The sequence below is a fragment of the Pseudoalteromonas luteoviolacea genome (assembly GCF_001750165.1).
Taxonomy (GTDB): domain Bacteria; phylum Pseudomonadota; class Gammaproteobacteria; order Enterobacterales; family Alteromonadaceae; genus Pseudoalteromonas; species Pseudoalteromonas luteoviolacea_G.
On record NZ_CP015412.1, the window covers coordinates 32,009 to 45,983 of the forward strand.

11 protein-coding genes are annotated in these 13,975 nt (G+C 40.9%); 3 read left to right on the forward strand and 8 right to left on the reverse strand.

Annotated elements, in window-relative coordinates; genetic code table 11:
- Positions 1-174: 174 nt before the first annotated feature.
- The 3 genes from S4054249_RS20950 to S4054249_RS20960 all read right to left on the reverse strand — a co-directional run bounded on the left by S4054249_RS20950 (position 175) and on the right by S4054249_RS20960 (position 3,932).
- Positions 175-1,401: a threonine/serine ThrE exporter family protein gene (locus tag S4054249_RS20950; protein WP_080928306.1), complete on the reverse strand. Its 1,227-nt coding sequence runs from the start codon at positions 1,399-1,401 to the stop codon at positions 175-177.
- 281 nt (positions 1,402-1,682) lie between these two features.
- Complete coding sequence (locus S4054249_RS20955; RefSeq protein WP_046355224.1) at positions 1,683-2,918, reverse strand: glycosyltransferase; 1,236 nt, start codon at positions 2,916-2,918, stop codon at positions 1,683-1,685.
- Complete coding sequence (locus S4054249_RS20960) at positions 2,919-3,932, reverse strand: LacI family DNA-binding transcriptional regulator (protein WP_046355225.1); 1,014 nt, start codon at positions 3,930-3,932, stop codon at positions 2,919-2,921.
- Between the two features lie 213 nt (positions 3,933-4,145).
- Here S4054249_RS20960 and S4054249_RS20965 point away from each other — a divergent pair, with 213 nt between their 5' ends.
- Positions 4,146-6,620, forward strand: a complete 2,475-nt coding sequence (locus S4054249_RS20965) for a S9 family peptidase (protein WP_167354861.1) — start codon at positions 4,146-4,148, stop codon at positions 6,618-6,620.
- Positions 6,621-6,651: 31 nt separating this feature from the next.
- On the opposite strand, the gene S4054249_RS20970 is transcribed toward S4054249_RS20965, so the two are convergent.
- From S4054249_RS20970 to S4054249_RS20990, 5 genes are all read right to left on the reverse strand, one after another.
- Positions 6,652-7,503: an EamA family transporter gene (locus S4054249_RS20970; protein ID WP_046355226.1), complete on the reverse strand. Its 852-nt coding sequence runs from the start codon at positions 7,501-7,503 to the stop codon at positions 6,652-6,654.
- Positions 7,504-7,639: 136 nt separating this feature from the next.
- Positions 7,640-8,449 carry a class I SAM-dependent methyltransferase gene (locus S4054249_RS20975; RefSeq protein ID WP_046355227.1) on the reverse strand — a complete coding sequence of 270 codons (810 nt, stop codon included), beginning with the start codon at positions 8,447-8,449 and terminating at the stop codon, positions 7,640-7,642.
- Positions 8,450-8,549: 100 nt separating this feature from the next.
- The gene (locus S4054249_RS20980) at positions 8,550-9,635 is read right to left on the reverse strand and encodes a methyl-accepting chemotaxis protein (RefSeq protein WP_046355228.1); all 1,086 of its coding nucleotides are present in this window, start codon (positions 9,633-9,635) and stop codon (positions 8,550-8,552) included.
- Between the two features lie 224 nt (positions 9,636-9,859).
- Positions 9,860-10,702, reverse strand: coding sequence for a GGDEF domain-containing protein (locus tag S4054249_RS20985; protein WP_052960910.1), 843 nt, complete (start codon positions 10,700-10,702; stop codon positions 9,860-9,862).
- 292 nt (positions 10,703-10,994) lie between these two features.
- Positions 10,995-11,417, reverse strand: a complete 423-nt coding sequence (locus S4054249_RS20990; protein WP_046355229.1) for a DUF3429 domain-containing protein — start codon at positions 11,415-11,417, stop codon at positions 10,995-10,997.
- Positions 11,418-11,660: 243 nt separating this feature from the next.
- Between S4054249_RS20990 and ahpC the strand changes: the two genes are divergently transcribed.
- Both ahpC and ahpF read left to right on the forward strand, forming a co-directional pair.
- Complete coding sequence (gene ahpC, locus S4054249_RS20995) at positions 11,661-12,230, forward strand: alkyl hydroperoxide reductase subunit C (protein ID WP_039610887.1); 570 nt, start codon at positions 11,661-11,663, stop codon at positions 12,228-12,230.
- A 107-nt stretch (positions 12,231-12,337) separates the two neighbouring features.
- A complete protein-coding gene (ahpF, locus tag S4054249_RS21000; RefSeq protein WP_046355230.1) occupies positions 12,338-13,906 on the forward strand; it encodes an alkyl hydroperoxide reductase subunit F in 1,569 nt (522 codons plus the stop codon).
- The last annotated feature ends 69 nt before the right edge of the window (positions 13,907-13,975 follow it).

Consider the following 13,975-nt stretch of genomic DNA (forward strand, 5'->3'; position numbering starts at 1 on the left):
GACGTTAGTGTCGAGAGTAATAGAGAGCTGAGTAATATTAGTTACTAAAGGGAAAGTACTTTGCTCATTCGCTGAAAGAGTGGGGGACTTTAATTGAGAGTGGGTCGGGGCTTTAAAATTGAAACTAAATGCGTTTGAAGCCCCCTTAATAATTTAGGGGGCTGTTACTATAGATTATAGACTCTTTTTAGGTGGTAGCGTGACATTAGCGAAAATGAGCCCTGCAACAAGAGACATGAATATTAAAAAAGTTTGCTGACCAATGTGATCTGCCATCACGAAACTTTGCCCTTCAATTAAAGAATTTAATCCAATATAGGTTTTGGATCCGGGTACTAAGACAATGAGTCCTTTCATGGTTACGATAGATGCAGGGGCATTTTCTACGCGGTTAAATATGTTACTGAAAATACCCACTGCGAATGCGCCTGCAAAAGTCCCAAGCGCATAGTCAAAATATATGGCGGCGCTGACAGATACAGCATAGGCAATAAACCCAGATGTAATACACCAAGGGACATGCTTGAGCTTGGTTTTAAAAATTACAACGAGGCTGATACAAAGTAGAAATACCGCTAACCAAGCGGTCCATTTAGGTAGCGGGTCCGGTTGTACAAAGTCGACTTGCCCAAAAACATAAAAACCAATACTAATACCTAAAAAAGCGCCAAAATATAGCTTGAAAAGCAACATAAAGGCATCCATTACCCGGGCTGTACCTGATACCAAATGACGCGCAGAGAGCTCGGCAAACCCTAATGCCAACGCCAGACCTGGTATAAACACAATGATTGCAGATAAAACCACCAAACGAATGTTGAGCTGTGGGTCTAAATATGCTGACACCGCGCATGCTGCAAAGGCTGAGGCTATAGCAACCATGGGCTCAAGCATGTGAGTAACACGCTTAGAGTGTTCTGACCATAATATGAATAGGTAAACTAAAATTGAGATGACCCCTGACCAAATCACATCGCTCCAACTTGTGCCCATGAGCATTGCAAATGCGCCACCTGACACAGCAAATGCTAAAGCCATTTGCCATCTTGTGTAAGGTGAGTCGGCATTTTGAATTTGATCGAGGTTTTCGTCCGCTTCAGCGATTGTTAGCTCGCCCGCGAGCATTTTGTTAACAACATCATCAGTATTGGCGAGTGAACCTAGATCGTGGTCTCCAGGCTCAACCCTTGCAACATGAGTGTATTCCTCTTCGTGCCCGTCTGTCCAAATAACAAAAGTCACTGATGTTGGTGACATCACAAAAGAAGACTTTAAACCAAGGTGTGTGGCAACTTCCATCAAATGGGCTTCTAAACGAAAAGCAGGGGTGCCGTATTGGTGGAGCATTTTGCCAAGCTTTACAATAAACTTGCGCTTTTGGGTAAACGTAGCTGAGTTCAACTGTGCAATACCTAATAGTTGAGAGGTTGAGGGCGAGCCCATATATTTAAGTGTTGATCACTTAAATCCCAAATTACAGTAACTTATATTACAGCTAAATTATGTTGTAATTTTGAAGTCTCAACCAGCTGTGCTGAGATTAATAGAATCTTCAAAAACTAGTATACACATAGCTTGCGGCGTAATTAGCTCTTAAGTTCGACAAGAAACCAATTCAGTATTCATTTCTATAAAACTAATAATAAGTTACGCCGCGCATTCTAACCAGTTTTGTCTTATTTTCAACGCATTTTGTTTGCGTTTTTTTCCTCAATCCACTGAGACATGTACTGCGTGCTACGTAGGGTGTGGTGTTTGAGCATTTGCCCATAAAAATTTTGTGTTCGATGGGCAGCTAGTTCATTTTGAATATTGGATATTTTGTTTAATAAACGGGTACTTAAAGTGGTTTTATTATATCGATCATACAAAATGTTTAGGCCATTTTGTTGTGCTTGTTTGAACGCTACTTGATCTTTATAAAGTGCAACAGCAGCATTAATGAACTCTTCATCGTTAGTTGCAACCTTGCCATGCCAAGGTAGTGCGCCATGCATTCCTTCAGCTCCTATCTCAGTAGTAACACAAGGCGTTTGGGTTAACATAGCTTCTAAAAGTTTGCCTTTAATACCTGCGCCAAATCTAATTGGAGATAGGCACACTCGACTTGCTTTCATCACCTCTAAGGCATCCTCAGCCCAACCTTTAATTAAAAAGCCCGTTTTAGGGTTATTTAGGTCGGTTGCTTTTTTGGGGGGATATGAACCATAAATATGTAATTGTGCCTCAGGGAGCTGTTTTTTTATTGCAGGCCAGAGTTTCTGCAAATACAGCACAGAGTCCCAGTTTGGGGCATGGCGAAAGTTGCCAATCGTCATAAAGTGTATACGTTCATCGAATGTAGGTAAGTCAGAAGGAATGGCTTTTAAATCAACCAAAAATGGTAAATGTACAAGTAACTCTGGACGTATGTTAAAGGCTGATTGGAGTAGTTCTAGTTCAAAGTCAGAGATAATGAGAGATAAATCACAGCGTAAGATGGCGGCAATTTCTCTTTTAGCTAATTCGCTATTCAACAATTGATCTGTATGAAAATCTATGTTTCCTTTAACTGCTGTGTGCCTAGCTCCTCTGAGGCTTTGTAAATCCTCGGTGTCTAGAATTTTCAGAGCGTTCGGCGCATATTTATCAACTCGCCAGCCAAATTGCTCTTCCATCATAAAGCGGTCAAACATGACAATATCGGGGCTGAAAGCTGTAATATAACTGTCAAAACTGCTGCAATTGAGCGCAATTTGTTTACTTGAAATACCATGTTCAGACAGATCTACCATATGATCTGTTTGTTGCGCTGGGCTTGCAAACTCTACTTGCCAGCCTTGTGATGTATAAAATTGCAGCAAAGAAAGCATATGCATGCCAGCAGCCGATGAATTTGGCTCAGGCCATACATAGCCAATAACTAAAACTTTGTTCATTTAAGATGATGATTCTCTAATTTGTAACGATATGTCTACCAGTGTTCTTACTGGAGGTTGCGATTGGTTGAGGATTTCGCTCAGGGCTTGGCAAGTTCGTTTACCAATATCATTGGCATCGATGCGAACAGAAGAGAGTGCAGGGCGCATTAAACGAGAGTCTGCAAGGTCATCAAAACCAATGACTTTTACATCTTTTCCAGGCGTTAAATTATGTTCACGCATGGCTTCCATGACTCCGTATGCTATGACATCACTAAAGCATACCACTGCTTGAATATTTGGTGTCGTGCTGTAAATCTCATGAAAGGCGTCTCTGCCACCTTGACGGTTTGTTGGCGCCATAATCTCATATGATTTCACAGGTGTGGCATGTGCAGTAATGGCAGAACGAAAACCGTTTACACGCTCATGGTAATCGGATATTTCCTCTGTTCCACCTAAGAAAGCTAAAGAAGTCAGGCCTTTATTTAGCAAGTGCTCTGTCGCTAAATGCGTCCCTTTTTGGTTATCTGGCAAAATACAGGGCGCATCCGCAAATTGTATTTCACGCATGATATTGATGACAGGAAATCCTGACGATACCAGTTGGTTTACCCATTCTTTGGTTGTTCCTGGCGCTGGGACCATAACAAATGCAGACACATTATACTCTTTCAATGTGTTTACCACTTGTTGCTGACGTTTAAAGTCTTCACCAGTATTAACCAACATGGGCACCATACCTAGTGCGTAAATGTGCTTTTCTAGGCCCACGGCAAGCTGCGCTGAATATGGGTTTGTTAAGTCGTTGATCACAACTGCAACTAAATTTGATTTTTTACTGCGAAGGGCCGCTGCATCTCGGTTGTAGACATACCCAAGCTTCTCAATAGCCTTGAGGACTTTTTCTTTACTTTTGTCGCTTACTTTATCCGAGTGAGTTAATACGAGTGAAACTGTAGATTTGGAAACTTGCGCTTCTTTGGCAACATCAAAAATTGTTATTTTTTCTGGTTTTTTGTCGTTGTTCATAAGTGCCTGATCGCATACGTTGTGCTGATGACGGTTGCATAGTTTAAACCTATCAACTTGGACTCTGCAACTTACAATTCAAAAGTCGCGGTACTGTATAAAACAATAGTCTAAAAAACAGCTTTTTGACTGCAAAATGTCTCTAAAATACTGCATTGGTCTAAAAATAAAGATATGATGTCCCGTTGTGGCTATTTGATTAGGACTACAGACGTGATAATTATCAGGGCATTAATGCTATTTGTAAGTGCATGTATATTGAGTAATGCTGTTTATGCAGATGCATCTAGTTATAAGCAACCATCGCCTGAAATTGCAGAATTAATACAACAACATAGTGTTCCTGAAGCGCTTGTAAATGCGAAAGGGAATTGGATGGCACTCCTAGACCTTGCTGCAAACACTGGACATCAATCTCCAGTAAGCACGTTATTGGGTGTGCAGTATAATCCGATGACGAGCTTGCACAGTGATGCACCTAGATACTCAGGGTTGTCTTTTAAGCACATTGATACCGGTGCTCTAATTCGTGTTTCAAATATACCTCAAGGCCAAATTGTATACCCAGCATGGAGTGCAAATGGTCGCTACCTCGCGTTCGTTCTTGAAACTCAAACACGCGCGCATTTGTGGGTTTATGATATTAAACAGCGAAAGCCAGTGAGTTTATCAAACTTCTCGTTGAACGGGTTTGTAGTCGCAAAACCTTATGAGTGGCTGGCAGATGGTTCGGGGCTGATTGCCAATGTACGAGTAAACTCAGTAGAAGTGAAGTCTAGTTTGACGTTGCCAGCTATTAAACCGAATGGACCCTTGGTTGTAAATTCAATGGCCCAAGCCGCGCCTGAAAAAAACAATGTATTCGGTGCAAAGAAACACGCCGAGTTTATGAATCTGGCGCTCGGTCAGCTGTATAAAGTGCCACTTAAAGGAAAAGAAGTACCGATTGGACAGCCAGCTTATTTTAGTGAATTTAAATCCTCTCCTGATGCAACCAATTTACTCGTCGCTATGATGGATGTGCAGAATTTGTCACAAATGACAAAGCAAGATTTTCAGCAACAAAATTATAGTGTGTGGCAGATTTGGGGGATGAGAGGGGCTCCCTTACACGAAGTATATCGTCCCCAACAGACACTTTCTGAGCAAGCTTTACTTGCACAGGCAATCTCAGACCCAACTGTGAAAAGCGGTTTTCAATGGCGTGCTGATAAGGGAGCGACCTTGGTATGGGCTCAATCTGACTTAGCCGCAGAAAGTGAAAGTTTGTACAGTATTTCTGCACCATTTAGACGTGAGCCTAGGTTGTATGCAGAGGTTGATGGTCGTGTGTCAGAAATAATATGGGGAGACAATCAACTTGCCTTGATGGTGATTGATTTAGGCCATGGCAAGCAAGAGTATCGCGCGTTTTCTCCTCTCACGCCAGGTCGTGCGCAAGTTAAGTTGAATTTGTTTGACGATATGGCTGCCAGTGAACGTCGCGAATTGGTGATGACAAAAAATGACTTGGGTGTCTCAGTTGCGAAAGTGGCTGGAGGTAGATATCTCTTTATTACTGGGAGTAAAAGTAAAGAAGGTGTAGACACACCATTTCTCGCTCGTTTTGATACGCGAGGAAATCTTCTGACCTCTATATGGCAATCCAGTGCACCTTATTTTGAGCAAGTAATTGCTTTACTGTCCAATGACGGAATGCAATTCGTTACCCGTAAAGAGTCTAGAGACAACCCAACAAATTACTTTTCAAGAAACCTAACCTTCGATGTAGTTGAGCAACTGACAAAATATCCGCATCCATATCCAAGTATGCAAGGGATCCGTAAAGAGGAAATGCAGTTCGCCTTCGATGGAGGGAAGAAAATAAAAGCAGACTTTTATTTACCCAATAGCTTTGACCCTAGTTTAGGTCGCATTCCAGTCCTCATTTGGTTAAATAGTGGACCAGCAAAAGTGAGCAACCAAAATATTGAGTCACCATATTTATTTCCTGAACTACATGCGATGAATGGAGTCCCTTTTGTACACGAAGGGTATGCAATACTCAATATAAAAAATATGCCTATATTGAGTACCCTTAGCCAGGGCGAGCAACTAGACAAGCAGTTACGTGACGCAGCTAAAACGATTGTAGATACTTTGGTATCACAAGGCATTGCTGACAAAGATAAAATTGCTATTGGTGGGCAAGGGCTTGCTGCTACCAATGTGCTGAAATTGTTGACTCAAACGGAACTGTTTGTAACAGGCATCGCGCGCAGCGGCTTATATAACTTGACACTTGCGCCATTTTTATTTGGTGATAATGCGCATAGTTTGTGGGCTGAACAATCCAAGTATTTAGCACACTCTCCATTGTTTTCGGCTAACAACATTCGGAGTTCAGTACTCTTAATTCATGGTTACCAAGATCGAATGGAAGGTCGTTTTCCTGTTCAGTCTGAACGTATGTTTAGCGCTCTTAATGATTTAGGAAAAACAGCGAAATTAGTTATGTTACCTAATAGTGACCATCAATATAGCAATGAACAAGATTTACTTCATATGCTTTATGAACAACAGCAGTGGTTAAAGTTACACTTTGATCCACTACCTGAGGTTGAGGAAATTAGTGCGGTGCCTGAAAATTTGCGCTTTGAGCCAGTAGCCGAGGAAGCTCAGTTTGACTATCCCTCTCCTTGGGGTTAGGTTTTAAAAGGCCCTAAAGAGGCCTTTTAAATTATGACTTTTTGGTAGAGATTGAGCTGCCAACGGATGCTGCGATGACTAATAGTATGGCTGTCCACTGCCAAATAGTGAGTAATTCTCCGAGAATGAGTAGCCCTGCCAATGCTGCAATTGCAGGTTCAAGGCTTACCATAATACTAAACCCTTGAGCAGGTATATTTTTTAATGCGATCATCTCCAAAGTGTAAGGCAAAGCGCTAGATAGCAGAGCGATAGCAATGCCAAGAGGTATAAGCGACCAGTTCAATAAAGCGCTACCTTGGGAGATAATTCCATAGGGAACTACAGCGATGGCAGCCACACTCATACCTAGAGCCACTGCCATACCACCTGAACCCTGACTGCCGGTTTTCTTTCCGAAAATAATGTATCCAGCCCAACAGGCCCCAGCAGTTAATGCGAGTATCACGCCAATAGGATCAAGACCATCTACTGAGTTTATGTCTGGTAGCAATAAAAATATTCCGACAGTTGCCAGTAAAACCCAAAGGTAGTCTCGCTTTCTTTTAGATGCAAAAAGTGCGACAGCCAGCGGGCCGATAAATTCTAAAGCGACGCCTATGCCCAAAGGAATTCGAGCGATTGCATAATAAAACGTTAAATTCATCACCCCGAGAGATAAACCATACAGAATAACTGGCCGCCAGTTTGTCGGTAGTTTTCGCCAAGGTTTAAAGACTAGGCAAAGAATCAGTGCAGAAAAGCCAAGGCGATAGGCTGTGGTTCCTTCGGGCCCAACATGGGGAAATAATTGCTTTGCAATTGATGCCCCTGATTGGATAGTTATCATGGCCAGCAGTAGACATGCGATTGCATATAAAAAACGTTTGTCTAAAAGTTGCATAATTGAGCCTGCTATAACAAGAAAGGCGCTAGTCTAAAGAGTTCTGAACAATCGCTCAATCATTTTGTATACATTATTCTATATCTGGTCCTGGATCGGTTTTTTATGTGTATTTATTGTTTTTTTATGTTGTACTTTATGTGTCTTTTTTAAGGTTTTCATCTCGCTGTATTTGAGTTACATATGCCTGCCATGCATTTTCATGCTTTGACATTTGCTTGTGTTTTTTTGAGTTAAAATGGGCTTTTTTATCTTGCTCAGTTAAGAATGGGCCAACGCGACACATGGCACAATGTGAGGGCATAAGGTAGTTTGGTTTTGTTAGTGCTAAGCTTTCGTTATGCTTCGGAGACCAAAAATAACTGATCCCGCGTGTGTCTTTGACATGCTTGTCTCTATCGACATTTCGGATTTTATACTCAGGAAATCGGGTGATATCGAATTGTGTTTGCCCTAAGTAATCAATGTTAAGGCCTTGATGTAAAGTTTCTTCCAGATTCCATTCACAATAAGGTTTCACGTCTTTAGACGTGATTACACTGAGCATTGGGCCCGCTGTGTCTAGCACCATGGCTTGAGAGTAATTTAAAAAGTGACGGAGTAAACGTCGATTTAGTGTATTAATACTCAAATTGCTTTGTTTAAACGCATCATGGGAAGAAAATGCAGGTATCAGGGGAAATTGAAAAATAACCACATCAAACTTTTGCTCGCCGAGTTGCGACCATGAGGCGGGATCTGTGGCGTCAAATTCAGTTATAACTTGGGTATTGATATCTCGCAGCTTATCAAGCGCATGATATTCGTATTTTTCCCTAAGTACGGCCTCACTGTCATAGATGCTCGCAACAATGAGTTTCGGGTTTAGGTATTTTTTAATTGAGTAGGAGAAGCTTAAGTCGCCATCTCCCACTGTTAAAATGCGCCACTTTGGATCTAACTGCATGAATGAATACTGACTGATTAAAAGCACCGATTATATCAATATTTAGGTACCAAAGTCGCTAAATGGCCATGATTTTTGCTTACGAACTGTCTGTTTTACGCTATGCGCTTCTTAATTCATCCAGAAGGTGCATCACATCAACACTGGCTTGCTCCATTTTATTGAGTTGTTGAACCGCACCTTGTTTATCACCACTTTGAAACTTTCTAATCGCTTCGACACCTGATTTATGAACATCTTTATGGGGGCTTTCTAGGCGTCGGTACGCTGAGTTGTCAGCATATAATTTCGCTCCATCCCCCGAAAACCATTTACCGAGTCGGCAAGATGTATGATCTGCAAAGTCCGATACTGTTTTTTTGCTGCTGCCCATAATTACCGCATAAACTTCACTTTTCCAAACTACGTGATCAAGTTTAACTGTTTGGATAAAAGTTTGTTTAGTTGCGTTTGAAATGGTTGTTTTCATTGAGCCACAACTGGCAACGATATGTCCATACTCGTCATTTAGATGCTCTATGCTATTTGACAGTGTTTTGTTTGATTCTTGAATAACTGAGACGTCTTTTACGGTTAGCTGCGTTGTATCAATTATTTTAGTAACTAATTCAGATACTTCATTGGCAGAGGCACTGGTATTGTTAGCCAAGGCCCTTACTTCATCTGCAACAACACTGAACCCTCGACCTGCTTCGCCCGCTCTTGCCGCTTCAATTGCAGCATTCAACGCAAGTAAGTTAGTTTGATCTGATATCTTGGAAATAGTCGCTACGAATGTGTGTATGTTGTCGGCCATGTGAGAAAGTCCAGATATATTGTCCGTCATACTGGACATATTATCGGAGAGTTGGCCCATCCCGGATAATATATTTGACAATGATTGCTCTGAGGTTTCAAAGGACTGATTGACCTGAGAAATTGCAGCGCTATCTTGTTCAATATTTTGAAAGCTTTGCAATACGGTTTCTCTGATCCCTTCTATTTGGCTCATACCTGACAAAGCACATTGAAGTAATTGATTGTCTGTGTTGTCATTTAATTGTTGCTGCGCCTCAATAAGCTGTGCCTGAAGTCGATTGTTGTCAGCCGCAAGTTGCTCGTTTTCTTGGCGTTGCTGTGCTAATTCTTTTTTAACTTGTGAGAGTTCTGATTTCAGATCTGAGCTGGAAAATAGATTGTTGAGCACTAGTCAATCCCCTTTGTAATGTGAGTGCGCTGAATTTTTTGTTTGGTACCGCTTATTATCTGTTTAGTTAAACCTAGCCAATATCTAGGTCTGTTTATGAGCAGGAATGAGCCATCGCCAAGCATCTCATAAAAAATTTTATAGTAAGTACCTTTTTCAATGATAATTCAAAGGGTTTTATATTGGAAAAGTTTTTAATGCAAACGTACGATATTGTGGCAATGTTAACTAACTCGAGGTTTCGAACGTACAGACTTTAAGCTCTTATTACTGTACATGGACGCATCCGCTAAGTGCAATAGTTTATCTGGAGCTACGTCAGTATCTGTCGCTGTATAGCCAATACTGATGCCAACGCCATATTCAAATACTTCTTCCAGTAATTTTTTTCGTAGTTGCTCGTCACTTTCCGTATCAAAAGTGCCGAAAGCAACAAACTCATCACCACCAATTCTAAAGCAGTTTTGCTCTCCAAATACATCACTAAGGGACTGAGCTACTTTTTTAAGAATTAAATCTCCACAACTGTGTCCAAATTTATCATTAGCGCATTTAAAGTCATCTAAGTCGAAGTAAAATAGTGTTTTATATTTTGTGCAAAGGGAGGGGAATTGAGTGAAACATGCTCTGCGATTGCCTATTTGAGTTAACTCGTCATGGGTCGCATCGAATTTTAACTTCTCTTCTAAGCGCTTGCGTTGCTGGATCTCGTTGTTGAGTAAAGATATAGACTCTCTTTGTCTGACTATCATGGTGTAGAGGGAGTAGCAAATCAGTAAAAAGCCAAATTGTTTCAAGGAGGTATCTAGAGCAATAACAGGGAAGATATCAACAGCAATGAAGTCATCGAGTAAGTCTAGTAGTAACCCCACGCAATATATCGACCATGCAAATATCAAAATATTATTTTTCAGGTGGGGAGCAGAATAAACAATCATGGCGAAGGCAATTGCAAACCAAAACAGCTCCTCAATAGAGTCCAATAAATCCCCTGGCTGTTCCCTCATCCATAGGTAAAATGAGATCACAAAAATCCCAATAAACCCATAAAGCAGCTTTTGAATCATATTTGCACTCCTAACGCTCCCCTTTAACTTATAGCAGTTTTCTTAATGCTCTGCTTGTTTGAGAACTAATTTACCGTATTGATTCAAACAATTGAAATATTTAGTTGTAAATTATTCAATAAAATAAGTTTGCAATTATGCATTATGCTAATAAAAATAAGGAAAAAGCTTGCCGACATCTTAAACACTATTCGAATATGGTAATTGATCTGCTACCAAACGGGTAGTGCTTTTATACCGCAATAAGGGAATAGTTCTTGTGCCGGCCTGTGACCTGTTTAAAGTGATTATTCTATTTAGTTAATTCAATAGCTTGAGAGATCATAAATAGGTGAGAAACAAACACAACCGAGGTCAGCATAAAACGCATTTGTTTGTAATCTTTGTGTGCTTCTTGCCATTTCGGCATACTTTTCTCAAACCATAGTACTAACCAGTAGCTTGCAGCAAGGTAGGTTAACTGTCCTGCCAAAGACACCAAAGCTAATAGAGGAAAAGGGATCACAACCAATACAGCTAGGATAGCATGAACCTTAGCCTGCTCACCTGCGCGCCATAATGTACCGGCCATAAACGCCAAAATACCCATGCTGTAGAAGGTGAATGTTTTAACCAGTGTTTCAGAGCTGCCCAACATCAAGGTTGATGCGATACAAAGTAAAAAAGGTATGAAACCAAAATAGCCTAATTGGATGTGATTGAAGTACGGGTGCATAAAAACTCTTAGTTAGTGTTAGTTTGTCGATAAAATTTAGCTGAGCGGACTAACCGCATCATCATTATTACGAGTTGATTATACCGAAGGATTACAATGTCATTGAGTTTATTTAATCGGATTAATCGATAGTAATGATTGTTTTAATCAATTTTATTTAATTCTCGGAAGCCATTATCTTTGTAGTCAAGCAAGGCGAGGACAATCGTCAACACCTAATACATACTGATAAAGAGGATAGCCATGAGCACTTCATTGATTAATACAAAGCTTTTACCTTTCAACGCAACAGCATATCACAAGGGGGATTTTGTTGAAGTTTCTGAGCAAGACCTATTGGGGAAATGGAGTATCGTTTTCTTTTACCCAGCAGATTTCACTTTTGTCTGTCCGACTGAGCTAGGTGATCTAGCAGATCATTACGCACAGCTTCAAGAGATGGGCGTGGAAGTTTACTCGGTATCTACTGACACACACTTTACACATAAAGCGTGGCACGATGCTTCAGATACAATCAAAAAAATTGAATTCCCAATGATTGGTGACCCAACAGGTAAAATCACTCGCAACTTCGGCGTGATGATTGAAGAAGAGGGTCTAGCACTTCGTGGTACTTTTGTGATTAACCCTGAAGGTGAAATCAAGGTTGTTGAAACTCACGATTTGGGGATTGGTCGAAGTGCAAATGAGTTACTTCGCAAAGTACAAGCCGCGCAGTATATCGCAACACATGACGGCGAAGTATGTCCAGCGTCTTGGCAGCCAGGTGAGGAGACTTTAGCGCCATCTCTAGACCTAGTCGGTAAAATTTAATCTAGTCTAGTCCATACCTACCAGCGAGTGCTGGTAGGTCATATTCGAATTTTAAAACCACTTATTCAGCAAGCATGAGCTTTGCGTTTCAATGAGGAATTATAAAAATGTTAGATGCGCAAATTAAAGAGCAGCTCAAAGAGCACTTTAAGAATATTAAATCACCTGTAGAGTTAAAAGTGGCGCTCGATAGCAGCAGTAAGTCCAACGAATTGAACTCGCTCGCTCAAGATCTTGCTTTACTAAGTCCCAACATATCGATTGAAGAAAATTACGATATCAATGCTAGAAGACCCTCTTTGCAAGTCAGCTCGAAACAGGCTAAAACACAAATCAATTTTGCGGGTGTTCCTATGGGGCACGAGTTTACGAGCTTGATTTTAGCGCTTTTACACAGCGGTGGTCACGATACGAAACTGGTAACTGACGAGCTCGTAATCATTAAAGAAATAGATAAGCCATTAAACTTTGAGGTATATGTATCTTTAAGCTGCCAGACTTGTCCTCAGGTTGTTCAAGCTCTTAATGTTTTAGCTGCAAATAATCCAAATATTACCACGACAATGATAGATGGCGCACTATTCCAACAAGAAGTAGAAGAGCGCAACATCATGGCCGTGCCGAGTGTGTACCTTAATGGCGAACTATTTAGTCAGGGTGCAATCGGTCTTACTGATATTTTGAAAAAGTTAGATAGTAATTCGGCACAAAAGGAAAAAGATAAACTCAATAACAAACCTTTGTTTGATGTGTTAGTTGTTGGTGGCGGTCCCGCTGGCGCTTCGGCTGCGGTGTATGCAGCGAGAAAAGGCTTAAATACAGGTGTTGTTGCTGAACGTTTTGGTGGTCAGGTTGCGGATACCATGAGCATAGAGAATTTCATCTCAGTTAAAGAGACTGAGGGCCCCAAATTAGTTGCTCAATTGGAACAGCATGTAAAGCAATATGACGTTGATGTGATGGATAGCAATCGGGTCACAAAAATCGAACGTAATGAGTTTTTAGACATTGAATTAGAAAATGGCGCAAAACTACAAGCCAAGTCGATTGTGATTTCAACTGGTGCCAGATGGCGCAATGTAAATGTACCTGGTGAAGAAGAGTATAAAGGCCGAGGAGTTGCGTACTGCCCACACTGTGATGGACCTTTATTTAAAGGTAAACCAGTTGCTGTGATCGGTGGTGGTAACTCAGGTATTGAGGCGGCTATTGATTTAGCTAACATCGTTGAGCATGTCACCGTATTAGAATTTGCAAGCGAATTAAAAGCTGATCAAGTATTAATTGATAAAGCGAAAAGTTTACCAAATATTGAAATTCACACGAATGCGCAAACCACGGAGATAATGGGTGATAAAAATAAAGTAAATGGCTTAAAGTACCTCAATCGTGTCACCACAGAGGAACATTTAATCAATGTTTCGGGTATTTTTGTACAGATTGGACTGGTGCCCAATTCAGAGTGGCTAAATAGTAGTGATATAAATTTAAATAAATTTGGTGAAATTGAAATAGATAATAAAGGGTCTACTAATATGGCAGGCGTTTTTGCTGCTGGTGATGTGACCACAACCCCTTTTAAGCAGATAGTAATTGCGATGGGGAGTGGCGCAACAGCTAGTTTAGGTGCTTTTGAGTACTTAATACGAGAGTCTGGTTCATCTGCCGCTGCATAGTTTCCCTTTTAAGCCGGGATGTCCGGCTGACTTTATTCATTGCAATATACCCATGCAATGTTTCTCCAG